Source organism: Njordella calcicola (assembly GCF_056494125.1).
In genome coordinates, this window is record NZ_CM151396.1 from 4,595,464 (window position 1) to 4,618,391 (window position 22,928).

At 56.1% G+C, this 22,928-nt stretch carries 1 protein-coding gene; it reads left to right on the forward strand.

Annotation, left to right across the window (positions count from 1 at the left end):
- The first annotated feature begins 5 nt into the window (after nucleotides 1-5).
- Nucleotides 6-22,742, forward strand: coding sequence for a cadherin-like domain-containing protein (locus tag SH302x_RS17810; RefSeq protein ID WP_479363810.1), 22,737 nt, complete (start codon nucleotides 6-8; stop codon nucleotides 22,740-22,742).
- The last annotated feature ends 186 nt before the right edge of the window (nucleotides 22,743-22,928 follow it).

Consider the following 22,928-nt stretch of genomic DNA (forward strand, 5'->3'; position numbering starts at 1 on the left):
ATCTCATGCAGTCGCATGTCGATGCGTTGGAAGAGTTGCTAGAGACGCTTGCAACCGACAGCACACTGGACATTTCTGTTGCTACAAACTCAGATCCAATCGCCGTGGCCTTGAGCGACACGGTCCACGAGGCTCCTGCACTTGTATCACTGGTCAACGACTGGGATTCCGAATTAAACGTAGGAGCCATTCTTGAAGCCGATCCCACTCTGTTGCATGAACTGCAGATCGAAGAGACCTACGCACTGCCAATTGAGCTTGATGTCGACGACGAAGATGAAGTGATAATCGTCGATCGGACGATGGGTGAAACGGAGTCGCAACGGATCGAGCTGGTGTTTGTCGACACGGGGGTGGCGGATTTCGAAGCGATCCTGGCTGATTTGCAAAGCCGCGCCGGAGCGGGTACTTGGCTGCAAATCGCCTTGATCGACAGCAACACCGACGGCTTAGCTCAAATCAACGATTATCTATCACAACTTGGCCGGCCGCTCGATGCGATCCACTTTATTGCGCATGGAACCGACCGAGCATTTAAATTTGGTAACACTTGGTTTGATGCGAATGCCGCAAACGATCGACAAGCCGAATTCGCGCAGTGGGCCGGAGCACTCAAGTCGGGCGGCGACTTGATGTTCTATGGCTGCGATCTGGCCAGCAGCCAAGCGGGCCGTGATCTGCTCGGATCGATCGCCGAGTGGACCGGGGCCGATATCGCCGCCAGTGAAACGCTGATCGGTTCGGAACAACTCGGTGGTAACTGGCTGCTCGAATACAACATCGGCGAAATCGAAACGCAGATTGTCGTCAGTGCAGCACTACAAGCCGAGTGGCAAGGCTTGCTGGCCACGTTCACCGTCACCAATACCAACGACAGCGGCGCGGGGTCGCTGCGACAAGCGATACTCGATGCCAATGCACTGGCTGGGCATGACACGATCACGTTCAATATCGCGGCTAGCGGCACGCAGATCATCAACATCGCGACGGTGCTACCAACGATTACCGATCAAATCACTATCGACGGGACGACGCAGAATGGCTGGGTTGTGGGCAGCTTCATGCCCATCGTCCTGGATGGTAACGACGGAAATTTTCATGGGCTGACATTGTCCAGCACTGCCGACGGATCGACGATTCGAGGACTGGTGATTCGCGACTTTGGTATCCAGGGAATTCGAATCGAACAGGGATCGTCAGGCAACACGATCGCTGGTAACTGGCTGGGAAGCTTCAATAGCGACGGCAGCAGCGCCGGTGCTGGGCAAAACAATCTCTTTAGCGGGATCGGTGTACGCGGTGACAACAATATCATCGGTGGGACCACCGCAGCCGATCGCAATGTCATCTCGGGCAACGGCTCGCATGGCATTACAATCGACACTACTTCTGCGTTCGGCAACATCGTTGCAGGCAACTACATTGGCACCAGCATCACCGGGCTGGTTGGCCAAGGCAACAACGCTGACGGAATCCTCATTACAGGTGGAGCCTTCAACAACGTGATCGGGGGCGTGACCAGTGCGTCTCGCAACATCATCGCGGGTAATACAACCGACGGAATCGAAATCAGCGGCGAAGCGAGCGATGGGAACATCCTCCGCAACAACTGGATCGGGCTTGGCTCTGACGGAACGACGGTCATCGGCAACACGACCCACGGAATTGTGATTTCTTCCGGTGCCGACAACACCATCATCGGTGGTGTGGGCATGGGCAACGTGATCGTCGGCAGCGGCCAGCAGGGGATCTTTATCAGCGGCGACACGACTGGAACCATCGTTCAAGGCAACTTCATTGGAACCGATGCGACTCAAACGGTCGTTGGCGGCAACCTCAGGAACGGTATCCGCGTTGGAGCCGGTAGCCCTGGCAGCAACAATACCTTTGGTGGCGTCAACCCGGGTGAAGGGAACGTCATCGCTAATAATGGAATCGGTGGAGTCGATACAGCGGGGATCGCGTTGGCCGGAGCCGGGAGTAACAACTCGGTACTCGGCAATCAGATCTACAACAATTTCGGTATTGGTATCGATCTTGCCGGCAACGGCGTTACTCTTAACGACGCTGGCGACGGGGATACAGGTTCCAACGGCCTACAAAACTTCCCAGTTCTGACTTCTGCAGTCACGAGTGCGTCGGGAACAACCATCAGCGGTTCCCTTAATTCAAACGCGAATACGAGTTATCGGATCGAGTTCTTCTCGAATCCCGATGGAACACAGGACAGTAGCGGCTACGGCGAAGCGCAGCGTTATCTGGGCTTTGTGAATGTCACGACCGATGGATCGGGCAACGCGAGTTTCAATACGTTGCTCAGTGGCATCGTGCTCGCCGGACGTGATCAGGTAACGGCCACAGCGACCGTTGATCTTGGAAGCGGCAGTTTTGGCAGCACCTCTGAGTTTGCACTCAACGTGATAGCTCAATCGCAGTTCTTTAATGGCACTTCGGCCGGAGAGACCGTCAATGGTACCGGTGGCGCGGACTTGATCGCGGCTGGGCCAAACCTAGTGACCGATGGCCAGTTCCTCAACGGGACAGCAGTGGGTGTATGGTCCACTTACAGCATCGGTCAATCCTTTGGCGGCTGGAACGTCACTTCAGGTAGCGTCGAGTTGCATGGAACAGGGTGGCAACGCAGCCCTTCAGGCGGTCGCTCGGTCGATCTGGACGGCTCTGCTCCAGGAGCGATCGCGCAGACGTTGAGCACTGTCGCAGGCAACACGTATACGGTTCGCTTTTTGATGTCTGCCAACGGCACAGGCGCTGTCTCCAAAGCGTTAGAGGTCAGCGCGGCGGGTTTGTCGCAAACGGCCACGATCACGACTTCAAGTTTGCACAGTCCCACCAACTCCGACTGGCAAGAACGCTTCTTCACCTTCACGGCGACCAGTTCCAGTACCACGTTGCAGTTCCGCAGTCTCTCGCCCAGCGGTAACCAGGGTGCAATCCTGGCGGATGTGTCGGTGCACGATCTGAGTGCGGCGCAATCCGGCGATACGCTGCAAGGCAACAGTGGCAACGACACGTTGATCGGTGGTGGTGGTGATGATGTGCTGACCGGTGGTGCGGCAACCAATACCAACCGACTCATCAACGGCGATTTTGAAATTCACAACACGCCCGTCAACGGCGAACAGACGGTCACCTCTCTTGCTGGTTGGACCGCGATCGCCGGGGGCCAGATCCAGCATCGCACCGACTTAGGTATGAACACCGGCTTCGTTGACCTCGATGCCCAGTCCGCCGTCGACGGTTTTTATCAGGATGTTCAGACCACCGTTGGCGAGCAGTTGGTGCTGAGCTACGACGTGGCTCGGCGAAGCGGGTACAGTTCAACGACCCAAACAGTGGAGGTTTACTGGCGTGGTGTTTTAGTCGAAACGTTCGATCCCACATCAACCTCTTGGACAACTCGCACCATTAACGTCACCGGAAGCGGCGGCCTGGACCGACTCGAGTTCCGTGAATCGGCTGCAGACAACGACCAGTTTGGTGCACTGATCGACAACATCTCCCTTGTCGCCAGCGACAATGACACGATCTATGGCGGCGCTGGCAACGACACCATCATTGGCGGGGCTGGCAACGACATTCTCATCGGTGGCGCGGGCAACGATACAATCGATGGTGGAATCGGTCACGACATCGCGGTGTACGCTGGCAATCGCCGTGACTACAACGTGACGATCTCGGGCGGAATGCTCACCATCACCGATCTGCGTACGACGGGCAATGAAGGTGTCGACACGGTTACTAACGTCGAAATATTTCGTTTTGCCGACGGCGATTTGACGGCTGCTGAAGTCGTGCTGCGGCCCATGATCGTCGAGACCTTCAACGAGGGGAGTCTTACGGGTTGGACCGGTGGAACGATTGCGACTACACACAGTGACCTCGGTCCTTTCTTGACTTCAGCGGCCTCCTTCAATAGCCCTGGAACCAATGCATCGGCATTGGGAATTGTAGGTACTCAAGACGTCCATAAGACATTTCAGCTATCCGGCAACCAAACCTCAGTCACCATCGCGTTCACCTTCAATCGGTTCGATTCCTGGGACGGCGAACAATTTCAAGTTTGGGTGAATGATTCACTTGTCAGCGCCAATCCTTTCTTCGTCGGAACCTCCAACAATGCTGATACGACTCCCGATACGAACACATCTAACTTTGCTTATGCGTCTTGGGATGACCAACTACACACTTTTGTCTTAACCATCAACACGACCGGCACTTCGCTTAAGCTTGGCTTTGGTTCGACACTCGACCAAAACTGGAATGACGAAGCCTGGGGTGTCGATAACCTAACGATTCGCGAACAAATCTCTGCGACCACGGGTACCTACTCGGAAGGCACGACTGGAACTGACACATTCAATGGAGGTGCTCTGTACGATAGCTACGCCGGCAGCGAAGGCAACGACACAATCAATGGCGGTGCAGGCCGTGATTATCTCTCTGGTGGTTCCGGCAACGATATCATCAACGGCGGCAGCGGCAGCGACTTTATCACCGGCGGCTATGGCGACGATACGATCGCTGGCGGATTGGGCTCGGATACGATCGACGCTGGCCCTGGCAACGACACGGTGTTTGGTGGTGGCCCCAATTTAATCGCCAATGGAAGTTTTGAGTCGGGACTCACCAGTTGGACAACCTCTGGCAATGTTACATTTCTCAACCACCAGGGCTCGATACTCGGCGCGAATGCGGCGGCTTTCGGGATATCCAATTCCGCTAACAATGGCGTAATCTCCCAAACAGTAACCACGACTGCGGGTGAGACGTATACACTTGGGTTTGACTATTGGGCGTGGTCCAATGCCGGCCAGAGCCAATCGATGCGAGTTCAAATCGCCAGCGGTGGCATAACAGTTTTCGATCAGGTAGTGACTGCGATTTCTCCGGGCAACTCCGTCTCCGCGACGGACTATGAGTTCAACTTTGCAGCGTTGGGTAGCTCGACTACGGTTACCTTCAATGACGTATCCACTGTAACCAACTCCATCGACGGCATGCTCGACAACGTTCGCCTGACCCTCGATGATGCCGGAGCCGACTTCATCATCGGTGGCAGCGGAAATGATGTTCTCTATGGCGGATTCGGAGACGACATCATTGAAGGTGGACCGGGAGCGGACGTCAAGTTCGGCGGTGGCGGTATCGATACGCTCTCGTACTCCAGTTCCACGGCTGGCGTGACCGTTAACCTAGCAACCGGAGCGGCCAGCGGTGGTGATGCAGCCGGCGACGTTTTCTATGGCTTTGAAAACCTTCGCGGTTCGAACTTCAACGACGCGCTAACCGGTGACTCTGGCAACAACGTCATCACGGGCGGCGGCGGCAACGATACGATCACTGGCGGTGGAGGTGTTGATACGGCGGTCTATACCGGCAACTGGACCGATTACACGATCACCTACAACTCCGGGCCACAGACTTACACCATCGTTGATAACCGAGCCGGCTCACCCGACGGCACCGATACGCTGTCGAGCATCGAGTTCTTGCAGTTCGCCGATCGGACGTTGCAAACGTCGATGGCCGTTCACAACGCACCGGCAGTGATCAATCTGAACCAACGTTCGATTGCGGTCACCAATTTTGGTTTTGAGACAGATTTGTTATCCGATGGCAACTTCGTCGCTACAGCAGCAGGTTGGACATTAACAGGTGGTGGGGGAAATGCAACCACGTTCAATCCGAACGCAACGCAAATGCCAGAAAACGCTACCGAAGGGGTGAATACGCTAGCTCTCAATGCAGCAACGGCTTCACAGACGCTTTCTGAGACATTTTCCGGCTCACAGCAATACACCCTCATGGTCGACGTGGGCGACCGGTCAGATTTCAACATTGTTTCTGGAGCAGTGCGACTCTACGCCGGCACGGTATTACTGGGAGAAGTCACCAGCTTCAGCGTCCCCGAAAGCGGTTGGCAAACGATCACGCTCAACGTTGACGGAAATTCGTTTGCCGGAAACGATGCGGCTTTGGGACAAGCGCTGCGCATTGAATTGGCTTCGTCGGCTGCGCAAATCAACTTCGACAATGTCCGCATGTTCGCCGCCGATCGCGTGCTGGCCGTTGCCGAGAACTCTGTGAACGGAACAGTCGTCGGAACCGCCTCGGCGCTCGATCCCGACACTTGGGACACCAGTACGTTTTCGCTGACCAACAACGCCGGCGGCCGATTCGCCATCAACGCGACAACAGGCCAAATCACTGTAGCCAACGGCAGCTTGCTTAACCATGAAGCGGCAACCAGTCACACCATCACAGTCCGTGCCACCGATTCATCCGGCTTGACGCTCGATCGCGTGGTGACCATCGGCATCACCGACGTCAACGAAGCTCCCACCGATCTCAGTTCAGGCATCAACATCAACACCGACGGCGGCAACAACGCTTACTTGATGACCTCCAGCGGCGGCAGTGTCTTCGGCGGACGCACTGCACTTACGGTTGAAGTGCAGTACTCGATCGCTAACAATGCATCGCAAGACAATCCGCTCGTTTCGTACAATGTCACCGGAACGGATAACGAGTTCTTCCTGCTGATCAGCGCCAGTGGCCGAATCTTGGTATCGATCGATGGCCAGACCGTCACCTCGGTGGGAACCTTCACGCAGTTGCTTGATGGCAAGCAGCATTCGGTCGCTGCTTCGTGGGACAACACTAATGGCGACATCCGTTATTATATCAACGGCCAACTGGTCGAGACGCGTACCGGAATCAAGACCGGCGTGACGTTGACTGGCGGCGGTACATTGGTGATTGGCCAGGAGCAAGACTCGGTCAACGGCGGCTACAGCGCAACACAACGTTTCTCCGGAACAATGTACGGCATTCGTGTCTGGGACCACGCGATCAGCGACGAACAACTCTCTCGCAACTATCAACAGAATTTTGCGACAAGCGAGACTGGACTCGTGGCCGATTGGCGGATGTCGGGTCTTTCGGGTGGCAATACGGTGATCGATTCCGTCGGCGGTATCAACCTCACCACCGCCAACGTCGCCGTCGGCGGCAGCTTTACGGCGAGCACGATTACCGATTCGATGACGATTGCCGAGAACGCCGCTAACGGTACGCGAGTTGGGCAAGTTTATGTGACCGACGCGGAGAACTCTCGCGACATCGTCCAGGATGGTCTGTTCCGCGAGGGAACGGTCAGTGGCTCATTGACGGTCTATACCACCGGTCAAACCTTTGGGAACTGGACCGTTTCCAGTGGCACTATCGATCTGAATGGAACGATTTTCCAAACATCGCCTTTGGGGGGGCGCAGCGTTGACCTGAACGGTAATGACCCGGGCGCCATCACCCAAACACTTACCACCGAAGTTGGCCGCACGTACCAAGTCATCTATTCATTCGGCGGTAACTTCTCGGGTGGCGAAGCGGTTAAAGATCTCCGTGTCACTGTGGGGGACACTTCGCAAGATTTTTCACTGACTCAGCCCAATGGTTGGACAAGCTCGAACGTGCTGTGGTCCAACCGCAGTATGACATTCACTGCAGCATCCACATTCACGGCACTCACCTTTGCTTCGCTCGATCTAGGCGGCAGCGCCTGGGGGCCGATGATTGCCGACGTGCGCGTGATGGAGATTCCGCAGGCGGTATCGGCCTTACTGGCAAGCGACCCAACCCTGACGTACGACGCCGCGACGGGCAAGTTCTATAAAGCCATCAACTCTCCACAAACTTGGCTCGCAGCAAGAGACGCGGCGCTAGCAAACTCGCTCAATGGTGTCAGTGGCCAGTTGGTATCCATCAGTTCTCAGTACGAGAACAACTTAGTCCAGTCGCTGGCGCAATCGATTTCGAACGACGTTTGGTTAGGGGCATCCGACGCGACAACCGAGGGTACCTGGCGCTGGCAGAACGGTACTCAAGACGGAGCGACGTTCTGGGTAGGTGACAGTGGTGGAACTCAGCAACCCAATCAATGGGCCAACTGGATCGCGCTGGAACCCAACGACGCCGGCGGTAACGAAGATTACCTGACGATGAATCGAAATTCCGGCCAGTGGAATGACTCCGCCGGAATCTCCCCCCGTGGTTACGTCATCGAATGGGACGCCAGCGAAGTCCTCAGCAACTTCCGCTACACGCTGACCAATGACGCAGGCGGCCGCTTCGCCATCAACGCCAACACCGGCGAGATCACCGTCGCCAACGGCAGCCTGCTCGACTTCGAATCAGCCTCCAGCCATAGCATTACCGTGCGTGTGACCGATGCGGGTGGCCTCAGCTATGACGAGTTGATGACGATTAACGTCGGCAATGTCAACGAACCTGTTGTGATTCGTAACGGTGGCATCAATGACATCGACGGCGTCGAAGGTGCCGCGATTGCGATTCCTACCTCAGCCGCGTTTGCCAATCCTGAGAATAGCGCTCTCACCTACACCATCACCGGCCTTCCTGCTGGTCTAACGTTCAACTCCTCCACCGGTCTCATCTCGGGCACACCATCGGCTGGGACCGCTTCCACGACTCCCTACACAATTACGGTATCGGTCAGCGATGGAGTCAATGCGCCAACGGTTGACGAATTCACGCTCACCATTCACAGCGTTCCGACGCTTTCGCACAGCGGAACCTGGACAACGGGGGCTTTAACGGCGTCGACTACCGCAGGCGGCGTTGGAATCACGGCGAACTTTGCTGCCAACTCGGGTGCGAGCATCACGTCGATCACCAACGAGAACCTTGGCAACATCGATGCCTACAGCAACGATGCCTTGAAGAACGCGACCGCGCTGCGATTCCAATACAACTGGGACACCACCCCCGAAGCAGCAGGCACGAATGCAAGCACCGATAGTGCAACGGGCACCGTGACGTTCACCTTCTCCGAAGCGGTTACCAATCCGATCCTGCATCTCGATCGACTCGGCGGTTTTGGCGATTCGATTTGGAACTCGATGCGGATGGTGCTGCAAACACCTGGCATCACGCTGCAAGAGATCGCTGGTAATCACCAATTGATGGTCGATGAAACCAACGGTTGGATCGAGCGGGAGTACGGTGAGTTGTCCGATGTTGGCGCGAGTGGCGAATCCAGCAGCAACTGGAACCTCGGCACCGCTGCTGGTAGCGTGCGACTGCTAGGCACCTTCACCACCGTTACATTCCAACTGCAAGCAGCCCCAGGAGCTGTCGAAGGTGCGGGTGGTGATGGCGTTGAGATCGCCTTTAGTCTTAATCGTGCCCCCGATGCGATCAATAACAGCTACAGCACTAGCGAAAACGCGGTGCTTACAGGCAATGTGATCACTGACAACACAGGCTCAGGTGCTGACACCGACCCCGAATCCGACACGCTGACGGTGCTTGCTGTCAACGGAGTTCAGGCCAGCGTCGGCCAAAGCGTGACCTTAGCCTCCGGTGCGACGCTGACCGTCCAGGCTAACGGCTCGTACACCTACAACCCAGGTACAAGTTTCGATTACCTTGCCGCAGGCGCAACCGCCGTCGAAACGTTTACTTACACGGTTCGAGACGCCAACGGCGGTACCGATGTGGCGACAGTCACCATCACGATCATTGGTGAAAACGATGCGCCGGTTATCTCGGGTCTGGACGGCGATGTTCGTGCATACACCGAAGGTGATGGCCCCACTCTGATCGGCTCAACGACCGGTATCGTAGACGTTGATTCGAGCGACTTCGACACGGGAACTCTGAATATCGCATTTATCTCTGGAAGCGACTCAACCGAAGACGTTCTGGCGATCCGCAACGAAGGCACAGGTGCCGGGCAAATCGGTGTTTCAGGTGCGAACGTGACGTTTGGTGGCGTCACCATAGGCACCTGGACCGGCGGCAGTGGCGGAGCGGCTTTGGTGATCACGTTGAACGCGAATGCCAACGCGACCAACGCGGCCGCTTTGATCAATAACATCACCTATGTAAACACGGATACGGATAACCCAACAACCACGACTCGCGTCATTCGGTTTGTTCTTACTGACGGTGACGGTGGCACCAGCATTAACAACAATACGACGATGACGGTGTCGGCGGTCAACGACGCCCCGATTGCGGTAGCTGACACGGCCATAGCGGTCGAAGCAGGCGGCGTCAACAACGGGTCTGCGGGATCCAACCCGACGGGTAACGTACTAACCAACGACACCGACCCCGACACCGGCGACACCAAAGAAGTCATCGGAGTCAGCGCTGGTGTCCAGCCTTTAGGCGCCGGGCCTGTATCCACCCCCATCACCGGCACCTTCGGCTCGATAACGATCGCCGCCGACGGCACTTATACCTACACCCTCGACAACGACAACCCAACCGTCCAAGCACTCAACGTCGGCCAATCGCTGGAAGACATCTTCACCTACACAATGCAAGACAGCGGCGGCCTGACCAGCACAACGCAGATCACGATCACGATCCAAGGTGCCAACGACGCACCCGTGATCACCTCAGCGGACGCGGCCAGCGTCTACGAAGCGAACACCGGCGTCATGAATGTCACGGCCGCCGACGTCGATGCGGGCACGACGTTGACGTTCGCAATCACTGGTGGCGTCGATGCGGCTTACTTCTCAATTGATGCCAACACCGGTCTGCTGTCGTTTATCAACGCGCCTGATTTCGAGAATCCGCTGGATGATGGCGGCGACAATGTGTACGACGTGATCGTGCAAGTCTCCGATGGTTCGTTGGCAACGATGCAAGCCATCGCGGTCACCGTCATCGATGTGATCAGCACATTGACCGTGACCACTACCGCCGACAACAACGACAGCGGCATCGTGTCGGGCAATGCAGCACACACGATCGAGTGGCTGAATTCCAACCGTGGCGCCGACGGTGCCATCAGTCTCCGCGAAGCCATCATCGCCGCCAACAATACCGCTGGCCTCGATACAATCGACTTCGATATCGCAGGCAGTGGCGTCCAGACGATTCTCATCAACAACATGTCGCTGGGCGCTCTGCCGCGGATCACCGATGCCGTCATCATCGATGGCTACAGCCAAGCCGGTGCACAGGCAAACACACTAGCTGTCGGATCGGATGCGGTGTTGCGGATTGAACTGCGCGGCGGCCTGACAACCGCAGAGGCCAATGTCGCCTGGAATGTTCAAAGCTACTTCGGCGGCTTGATGTTCGACGATGGGTCGAGCGGCAGTAGTGTGCGTGGATTGATCATCGGTGGATTCCTTGGAAACGAGGGGAGCAATCGCTCGGGTTCCGGTATCATCGTCCGCGACAACAACACCAGCTCCGGCGTCGGTGTAAGCAATATCACGATCGCTGGAAACTGGATCGGTCTCGATGGCACTGGTGCGGCCAATGGCAACCAGATGCGTGGTGTCTACGTTCGCGACGCTTCGAATGTCACGATCGGCGGTCCCTCTGCGGCGGATCGCAACGTGATCTCAGGACAAAGCACGATCGATGCGCGGGACACGGGCTTCGATGGAACCGGGACCAAGATGTCCAATGGCAGTGGTATTCAGCTCACGGCCGGAGCAACCAACGCAACCATTCAGAACAACTACATCGGCACGAATATCCAGGGAACAGCCGCAGTAGGGAACTACAACGGCATCGTTTTCCACTCGTCGGCAACTGCAGGAGCCCTGGTCACGGGTAATGTTGTCTCGGGCAACGTCATCGGCATTTATGGACGCGGTGCCGAAGGCAGCACCTTCCGTATCGAGAACAACACGATTGGATTAGGTGCTGATGGAACCACGGCGATTGGAAACACTTATGGCGTATGGATCGAGTCTACGACCGGCGTTTCCATTGGCGGAACGACCAACGGAACCGGCAACGTCATTGCTGCCAATGAAATCGGCGTGGTCGTCGTCAACAATAGCGTCGGTCAAGCCCCGCTGGTGGCGATTCAAGGAAACAGCATCTACGGCAACACAAGCTTGGGCATCGACTTGGCCACGAACTCAGGTGGCGCAACGATCCAGACGACGCCCGATGGCGTGACAGCCAATGACGGAGCCATCTCTGCGGCTGCCCCGAACCTTGGGATGGACAAACCGATCCTCAGCCAATCGGATCTGGTAGGCAACTCGCTGACCGTCAGCGGCTACGTGGGTAGCGCTCCGGGACAAAGCACATTCGCCAATGCACGCGTGGAGTTCTTCAAGAGTAGTACCGCCTCGGGTGCGGGCCAAGGACAAGTCTACATTGGCTTCCTGACAACGGACGCCAGTGGCAACTTCACCGGCACCTTGGATGTGACCGGTCTAGGAATCACGCTGAGCGACAATATCACCGCCACAGCGACATTGAGTGCGGCCACCTCCGAGTTCTCCACCGTACGAGCCGTCAACGTCGCCCCCGTGGCTAACAATGACTCGCGATCGACGAACGAAGATACGCAAATCAACTTCGACGTTCGCTCCAACGACACCGATGCCGACAATGATTCCCTAACGATCACTCATATTGAAGGGGTCGCGATAACCACAGGGAACTCTGTGGCAGTAACCGGTGGTAGTGTATTGCTCAATGCCGACGGAACATTAACGTTCACCCCGACAGCAAACTATCACGGGACATTTGCATTCAGTTATACGATTACTGACGGAAGCCTGACCGCGACGGCTAGCGTGACGATGACGGTCAACCCCGTCAACGACGCACCGGTAGTCGAGACCATCGAAAGTGCTCCGCTTGCATACACCGAAAACGATGGTGCCGTTGCGATCTCGTCAACTCTATCCGTTATTGATGTTGATCATGCCAACATCGCTTCGGCTGTCGTGCAGATCACGGGGAACTATGACAATGGCCAAGATGTTTTAAGCTTTGTCGACCAAAACGGCATCACCGGCGTCTGGAATGCGACGACTGGAACACTGACTCTCAGCGGCAGTGCTTCTAAAGCAGACTACGAAGCGGCGTTGCGTTCGATCACTTATACAAACAGCAGCGAGAATCCAAACACGGCGACGCGCACGGTCAGCTTTACGGTCAGCGACGGCGACCTGACAAGCACGGTTGCGACTCGCGATATCGTGATCACTTCCGTAAACGATGCCCCGATCTTGACCATCCCCGGCTCGCAAGCGATTCCAGTGAATGGATCGTTGACACTGGCCGGAGCCAATGCGATTCAAGTAAGCGACGTCGACGCGGGCTCGAACCAAGTTCAGATTACATTATCGGTCGCGCATGGGCTCGCTTCCCTTTCCACCACCGCAGGACTAACCTTCAGCACCGGGGACGGCACATCGGATGCCTCGATGGTTTCCACTGGTACACTCGCCGCAGTCAACGCTGCCCTGGATGGACTCAGTTACACTCCCACCGGCGGCTTCAGTGGTACGGCCTCGATCTCAGTCACAATCAACGATCTTGGCAACACCGGCACGGGGGGGAGTCTCACCGATAGCGAGACCGTTTATATCCAAGTTGGCGGGGTGAACTTCCAGGAAGGAGTCAACGGTTATGTTGGGACTCAAGATACGTTCGTACGTCAATACGCCGTCAACTCATCGTACGGCAACAACACGGAGGTTGAGCTGAACAATTGGAGCGGATTTGCGGAGCACGGCCTGATTCGCTTTGACAATCTGTTTGGCAGCGGCGCGGGGCAAATTTTGGTTGGTTCAACCATACTAGATGCCTCACTCTCGGTCTATGTGTCGCACCCGAACGATACCAGTTCAACTTCGGTCGTTAATCTACATCGAATGCTTGCCAACTGGAGCGAATCGTCCACTTGGAATACCATGACCGGCGGCATATCCGCCAACGGGACTGAGGCCGTCGTCACACCTTCAGCAACAATCTCCGCAACCCAAGGTGGATGGGTTACTTTCACCAACCTAACGACCGATTTGCAAGGCTGGTCCAACGGCGGAACAAATCTTGGTTGGACCCTGCTTACCAACCATTCCGACGCATGGAATTTCTTTTCGTCGGAGTACAGCAACGTCGCGCTTCGTCCGTATTTGACGATCTCCTACGTTGGTCCTCAGTCAGCATCGATCGACCTGGACGCAAACAACAGTTCTGGTGCCACCGGTAGCGGCTTCGTTACGACGTGGACTGAAAATGGCGGACCAGTCTCCATCGCTGATATTGACGCGACGTTAACCGATGTCGACAGCACTCATTTACAGTCGATGACGGTGACGATTACCAATCGATTGGATGGGACCCTGGAATCGCTCGCAGCGAACACAAGCGGTACGTCGATCACAGCCAGTTACAATAGCACCACTGGCGTGTTGACGCTGACCGGAACGGATACCGTCGGCAACTACCAGCAAGTGCTCCGCAGCATTACTTACAACAACAGCAGTGAAGCGCCGAACACGACCGCGCGGCAGATTACCATCCAAGCCGCCGATACGTTCGTGCAAAGCAACATCGCTACGGCCACGATCAATATCACAGCCGTCAACGATGCACCGGTGCTGGATAACAGTGGCAATCTAACGCTGACGACCATCACCGAAGACGCCGTCAACAACACAGGGCATACCGTTGCCGCAATTCTCGCATCCGATGGCGGCACACCGATCACTGATCCTGATGGCCCGAGTTCCTTGCAAGGGATCGCCATTACTTCTTTGGATAGCGGCAACGGCACTTGGCAGTACTCGACCAATGGCGGAGCGAACTGGACCAATATCGGCGCGGTCGCTGACAACTCGGCATTGCTGCTCCGCAGCACCGACCTCGTCCGCTTCGTCCCCAATACCCAGAACGCGACGACAGCCGACTTCACCTTCCGCGCCTGGGATCAAACCAGCGGATCGGCTGGCACCAAAGTCGACGCCTCCACCAACGGTGGCACCACGGCCTTCAGTACCGTTACCGAAGTGGCCTCCATTGTGGTCACCGATGTCAATGACTCTCCAACGGTTTCTCCCGCTCCGTTCTCGATTGGAACGACGGACGAAAACACGACGTCGAATCCTGCAACGGTCAGCAGCGTGCTTGCTGGAGCTGGTTATTCCGATGTCGATGACGGAGCGTTGTCGGGTCTGGCGATCACAGCGATCTCAGGGGATGGAACGTGGCAGTATTCGACCGATGGCGCGACCTGGAACGAAATCACTTCGGTCAGCAGCACCAATGCCCTGCTGCTCACCTCGACCAGCCAGATTCGCTACATCCCCAACGGAATCAACGGCGAGACTGCCTCGTTTGAGTTCCGAGCTTGGGATCAAACCAGCGGCACCGCATCGACCAACGGATCGCCAGCTTATGCAGACCCCGGAGTTGGCGGTGGGACGGCGGCCTATAGCTCCTCGACCGCAACGGCTCAGTTGACCGTCACAGATGTCAACGACGCTCCCGTGATCAGTATCGAACCTGCGGATTTGAATGCAGATACCCTAGTCGAAACGAACTCTTCGATTCAGACACAAGGAACATTGACGGTAACCGATGTCGATCTCGCTGACACCGTGACGGCCAGCGTGACTAACGTTGTTGTTTCCGGAACCACCACTGGTTTGCTTTCCAACAACGCTGAACTGCTGGCGATGTTGACGGTCAATCCGAATGTCATCGATGGTTCTTCCACGAACGGCCAGATCATTTGGATCTTCGATTCGGCTAGTGAAGCGTTTGATTACTTGGCAGTCGGCGAGTCGTTGACTTTGACTTATACGCTCAGGGTAGAGGATTCCCAAGGAGCGTTCGATACCCAAGCCGTCACCATCACGGTCACCGGAACCAACGATGCTCCGATCGCACAGGCCGGAGTGAACTCGGCGGTTGAAGACGGCCCCGCAATCAACGGGCAATTGATCGCAACCGATGTCGACGCCAGCGACACGCACACGTTCACCCTGGTCACCGGACCGAGCGAAGGATCGGTCGTGGTCAATGCCGATGGCTCGTACACGTTCGATCCGGAAGGTGACTTCCAAGATTTAGCAGTTGGCGAGACCCGCGATGTGACATTCGTTTACGAAGTCGCCGATAACCACGGGGCTACATCGCAGAACACGATTACTATCACGGTCACCGGAACCAACGATGCTCCGATCGCACAGGCCGGAGTGAACTCGGCGGTTGAAGACGGCCCCGCAATCAACGGGCAATTGATCGCAACCGATGTCGACGCCAGCGACACGCACACGTTCACGTTGATCACCGGACCGAGCGAAGGATCGGTCGTCGTCAACGCAGATGGTTCCTACACCTTCGATCCAGGCAGCGACTTCCAAGATCTGGCTATCGGTGAAACTCGCGATGTGACCTTTGTTTACGAAGTCGCTGACAACCACGGAGCGACTTCGCAGAATACGGTCACTATCACGGTCACCGGTACCAACGATGCGCCGATTGCTGAGGCTGGTGTGAACTCGGCCGTAGAAGATGGAGCGGCGGTCAACGGTCAATTGATCGCAACGGATGTCGACGCCAGCGACACGCATACGTTTACGCTGGTGACAGGGCCGAGTGAAGGATCGGTCGTAGTCAACGCAGATGGTTCCTACACCTTCGATCCGGGGAGCGACTTCCAGGATCTGGCTGTCGGTGAAACTCGCGATGTGACCTTTGTTTACGAAGTGGTCGACAACCATGGAGCGACTTCGCAGAATACGATCACCATCACGGTCACAGGTACCAACGATACTCCGACCCTGGAAAATCCCCTGCAATCGCAGTGGGCCGTCGAAGATCGACCGTTCAGTTTCACGATTCCAGCCAATACGTTTGCTGACGTCGATGCTGGTGATACGCTGACGTACACAGCTACGCTGGCCAATGGTGATCCGTTACCAAGCTGGCTGTTGTTCGATCCTGCCACCGGAACCTTTAGTGGAACACCGCTGAACGAAGATGTTGGAACGATCAACGTTCGCGTTACGGCGACGGACAGTGGTGGGCTGGACGTATCGAGTGATTTCGGTATCTCGATCGCCAATACGGCCGATGCACCGACGCTGCTCACCGTCGATGCCAGCGGCGGTTTGAACACGGCCATACCACTGGATATCTCGGTCAGTAGTACTTCGCTGGCCGGTGACGAAACGATCTATTTGACGATCAGCGGTGTGCCTGCTGGCGCGACGCTGTCGGCTGGAAACGATCTGGGAGGGGGCGTTTGGTATTTGACCGAAGCCGACTTGGTTGGTTTGACGATCACTCCGCCGCTCAATGACGGATCTGAAATCGTGCTCAGCGTCACAGCTCGGGCCAATACCCCCTTCGCCAGTGGCGCCTTGGCCGCTTATGAGTTCGATGGAATCAATCCACTGGCTGATAGCTCCGGGAACAATCGCGATTTAACGGAAGTAGGCCCGGTTCCATTCACCGACGGTATCGCCGAGTTGGCCGGAACAGAAAATTATCTCAATAGTGACTCGGTTGCACCGCTTAGTTTAACAAGTGACTATTCGATTTCGTTCTGGGCACGTCCCGATTCGATTCATCGAGGGGCCGTGGTGACTTTGTACAATGGGACTGGTCAGGGATCGTTGATCGAGTTCCAACTCGATGGCAATCTGAGGTTCCTCAATCGTCCCAATGGTGGAACGGTGGGAGGTGACAATATCATTGTCAATCTGCCCGATTACGCCAATGGAGACTGGATGCAGGTGACGGCGGTGCGAGCGGGCACTGAGATGTTCTTGTACGTCAACGGAGAAATGGTTGGCAGCGCAGCGACCACCTCGGGGATGTGGGCCGACCTGGATTACAACATTGGTCGCTTGCAGGACACCAATCCGATTCGCGCCTTTAATGGAGGTATCGATCGGGTAGCGATTTTTGATCGAGCTTTGACGGCAGAAGAGATTGCTCAAGAAGCGACCGTGCGCGTAGGGACCGCAACCACACAAATGTTGACCGTAACTGTCAACAACAACGCCCCCGTTGCCAATCCCGATTCAGCCATCGCAGTGGAGGCTGGTGGCATCGCCAACGGAACCGGAGGCACGAACCCAACGGGCAACGTCCTGACCAACGATACCGATCCCGACGCAGGCGACACCAAGACCGTGATCGGTGTCAGCGCTGGTGTCCAGTCTTTAGGCGCCGGGCCTGTATCCTCCCCCATCACCGGTTCCTTCGGCAGCATCACCATCGCCGACGACGGCACCTACACCTACACACTCAACAACGACAATCCAATCGTCCAAGCCCTCAACGTCGGCCAAACACTGACCGACACCTTCACCTACACGATGCAAGACAGCGGCGGACTGACCAGCACCACGCAAATCACCATCACCATCGAAGGTGCCAACGACGAACAGACAATCTCCACCAACACCGGCACCACGGTCGACGAAGGCTCCAACGGCAACGTCATCACTAGCAGCATGCTGCAAACGACCGACGTCGACCACACTAACAGCCAACTCGTTTATACCGTCACCGCAGTGCCCACCAACGGAACTTTGCGCCTTGACGGCTTGGCGAGAAACATTGGCGACACCTTCACCCAAGCCGACATCGACGCTGGCCTGGTCACTTACGACCATGACGATTCACAAACGGCGACCGACAGCTTCGACTTCACCGTCGACGATGGTAGCGGCGTGGCCTCATCGGGCACCTTCAACTTCACGATTACCAACGTCAATGACGCGCCGATTCTGGACAACACGGGCACGATGACGTTGACTGCGATCACCGAAGATGAGATCAATAATAGCGGCAACACGGTTGCCCAGATCATCGCCAGTGCAGGCGGCAATCGAATCACGGACGTTGACCCAGGTGCGTTACAAGGGATCGCCATCACGTCGCTCTCAAGTGGCAATGGCAACTGGCAGTATTCGCTCGATGGCGGTACCACGTGGATGGCAGTGGGAACCGTCGCCGATGACAATGCCCTGCTGTTGCGCGACACAGATCTCATTCGCTTCGTGCCCAACGGTGAAAACGGTACGACAGCCAGCTTTACGTTCCGCGCATGGGATCAGACCAGCGGCTCAGCGGGCGACAAAGCCGACGCGTCAGTCCATGGTGGCACGACGGCGTTTAGCACCGCGACGGAAGAGGCGTCGATCCAGGTCAATTTCGTGAACGATGCGCCGACCGTAGTTGCGACGATGTTCTCCATGGGTACCACCGATGAAGACACGACTTCGACTCCAGTGACCGCCAACTCGCTATTGACCAGTGCCAACTACAACGACGTCGATTTCGGCGCGGCGCCGGGTGTGGCAATCACAGCGGTGACCGGTGGCGGCACGTGGCAGTACTCGCTCGATGGAACGACCTGGACCAGTTTCGGAGCGGTCAGCGCGACCAATGCACTGCTGCTTGATGGCACCGACTTGATCCGCTATGTCCCTAACGGAGTTAACGGCGAAACAGCCACGTTGTCTTTCCGCGCCTGGGATCAGTTATCGGGTACAGCCTCCAACCCAGGCGCACCTCAGTATGCCGATCCGGGTGTCGGCGGCGGCACGACTTCGTTCAGCGTCGAGTCGGCGACAGTTCAGTTGACCGTCACCGATGTCAACGATGCTCCGATTGCGAATCCTGACGCGGCCATCGCCGTCGAAGCGGGCGGGATCGGCAATGGAAACGCAGGAACGAATCCGACAGGCAATGTCTTGACCAACGACACCGACGTCGACACCGGCGATACCAAGACTGTCATCGGTGTCGCCGTTGGGTCCCAACCTGACGCTTTGGGCTTTGTTGATGAGGCCCTCTCAGGTGCCTACGGTTCGATCACCATCGCCGCCGATGGAACCTACACCTACATCGTCGACAACAACAATGCGGACGTACAAGCGCTCCGGACCACGGCCAATACACTGTCCGACGTCTTTACCTACACGATGCGTGATACCGATGGGCTAACCAGCACCACTCAAATCACCATCACCATTCAAGGGGCCAACGATGCGCCGCACGATATCACTTCGGGTTCACTAACCGTCGAAGAGAATGCATCCAACGGAACCATCATTGGCTCGGTCGCGGGCGTTGACGTCGATGCAGGTGAGACATTCACGTACACCTTGGTCAGCAATCCCGACGATCGTTTTGCGATCGGAACATCGACTGGACAGATCACCGTGGCCGACGGTAGTTTACTGGACTACGAAGCGGCGACTGAGCATACGATTCGCGTACGAGTGACCGATGCGGGCGGGCTTTGGTATGAAAAAGATTTTGTTATTCAACTGATCGATGTGAACGAGTTCAGCGTCAGTACGCCAACCGACTTAAATCTATCCGACAATGAGATCGACGAGAACGTCGCGATCGGCACCGCTGTAGGCATCACCGCCAATGCATTCGATCTCGACGCGACCAACAACTCGATTACCTATAGTCTGACCAGTAATCCAGCCGGACTGTTCCAGATTGATCCGACCACCGGTGTTGTTACTACCGCAGCGGCTATCGATCGTGAAGCTCACGGCGCTACGCGCAGCATCACGGTTCAAGCGACTTCCAGCGACGGATCGACGGCAACACAAGTCTTCGAGATCACGATCAATGATCTCGATGAGTTTGATGTTGGACCCGTCACCGATACCAACTCCGGGGCTAACTCGGTAGCCGAAGACGCTGCCATCGGCACGGCGGTTGGCATCACTGCGTTCGCTCAAGATCTCGATGCTACCAACAACTCGATCACTTATACGCTCGACAACGACGCCGGCGGGCTCTTCGACATTCACGCCACCAGTGGTGTCGTTACCGTTGCCGCGGGACTCGACTATGAAACAGCAACTTCGCATCAAATCACGGTGCGAGCCACCAGTGCCGACGGATCGTTCTCGACGGAAGTCTTCACGATCTACGTTACCGACGTCAACGAATCCGCCGTCTCGCCAATCTCTGATAGCAATGTGGATGCGGACTTTGTGCTGGAGAACAGCGCGATTGGATCCGAAGTGGGCATTACGGCCTTCGCAACTGACGACGATGGAACCGACACCGTAAGCTACTCATTGGACCTCGATGCCGATGGACGATTCGCGATTGATCCAACAACCGGCGTGGTTACCGTTGCCGGAGCCATCGATCGCGAAGCGGCCGCTAGCTACAACATTACGGTTCGAGCGACTTCCACCGACGGATCGTTCACCACTCGTATCTTCACGATCGCGATTGGTGATGTCGATGAGTTCGATGTCTCGACGCCAACCGACACGGACATTGCGCCGAACCAAGTCGACGAGAACGTAGCGATCGGAACCGCCGTGGGCATCACCGCCAATGCGTTTGATCTCGACGCGACCAACAACACGATTACCTATAGTTTGACCAGTAATCCAGGCGGACTGTTCCAAATCCATCCGACCACCGGTGTTGTTACTACTGCTGCGGCAATCGATCGTGAAGCTCACGGTGCTACGCGCAGTATCACTGTCCAAGCGACCTCTAGCGACGGTTCCACTGCAACGCAAACATTCACCATCACGATCAATGACGTCAATGAGTTCGGTGTCACCGCGCCGGTCGACATCCATCCAACGCCTAATGCAGTACAAGAGAACGCCGCCAATGGGACATTCGTTGGGCTTACCGTGTCCGCAGTCGATGCAGATGCGACCAACAATAGCGTCACCTATTCGCTGGTCCAAAGTGCAAATGGACGATTCGCGATCGATAGCTTGACGGGTGTAGTAACCGTTGCCAATGGATCGCTCCTAGATTTTGAAACTGCAGCTTCGCACGAGATCATCGTGCAAGCGTCCAGCCAAGATGGATCGACGGCGACGCAAAGCTTTATAATCCAAGTGCTCGATGTCAACGAAGCTCCTACGGCAAGGGCCGAGTCCTTTGTGACCAATTCGATTACGCCGATCAATCTAGCGGCTCCAGGTCTGCTGGCTAACGATACCGATCCCGAGAATGATGCGTTGCAAGTGGTGCTTACACGGGGTCCATCGCGTGGCTCGTTGGTCATCAATAGCATTGGTGAAATGATTTATACGCCTGCGGCTGGTTTTGCAGGGACAGTCAGCTTTGATTACTACGTAACGGATGGCTTCTTGCAATCGGCGGTAGTTACCAGCACGATCCAGATTAATATCTTGGCCAACTCGGGATCGCCAACTTCAAGTTCATCGTCCAGTGGTTCCGGCACCAGCAGTTCTTCGTCGACCAGTTCGTCTGGAGCGAACTCAGGCAGTTCTTCGGGCACCAGCAACACAAGTTCGTCTAGTTCCAGCAGTCGAAGTGCGAGTGCGAAAGAGGCCGAGGGTAGTTCGGCTAGCGGGACGCCAAGCGGTGTTGATCCTGAAGCAGCCGCAAACGGCAACGGTACAGGTTCTGCCAATCGTGATACTGCTCGTCAAACGGTGGGAGCGAATGTGATGCAGGACGAGTCGAAGTTGCAAGCGGGCGAGATGCAAAAGCGATCCGATAGCGAACCAATTCGACTCTCCGGCAACGCCTCGCGGGAGTTCAGCCGATTAACCAACGTCGTTGGTAACTTTAACACCGACACGCTGCGGGTTTGGAAGCAAGATTCGTTCAACAGTTCTATTTCCGTGCGTAGCATCGAGCGATACTCAACGGATTTGCAACATGCAATTATGGCAACGCCAACCGAAGTGAAAGCATATTCGTTTGATATCGAGAACGTGATGTTAACGACGGTATTGAGTACGGGTGTGGTGATCTGGGTTGTGCAAGGAGCTCAGTTTGTTGCGACGGTGATGTCAACCGCTCCGATTTGGACGCAGTTGGACCCGCTGATTGTCATCTCGCAAGAACGAATGCGGGTAGGCAAGAATGAGGAAGAAGAGAAATCGATGGCGATGTTTGACGCCAATCGCAAAAGGACCTAGCGAACCTCGCAGGATTCTACATGCACGCCGGTCCACTAAGCAGTCATATCTAATGCACATTTGCATACCGTCGTTACATTCGTAATAGCCTCTGCAATTGGACTTCGTGTTGTCATCGTCCAAGTACAACCGCAATTGAGAATCTGTGTAAGCAGTCGACCTTGCCTAATCGCTAGACGTAACCGA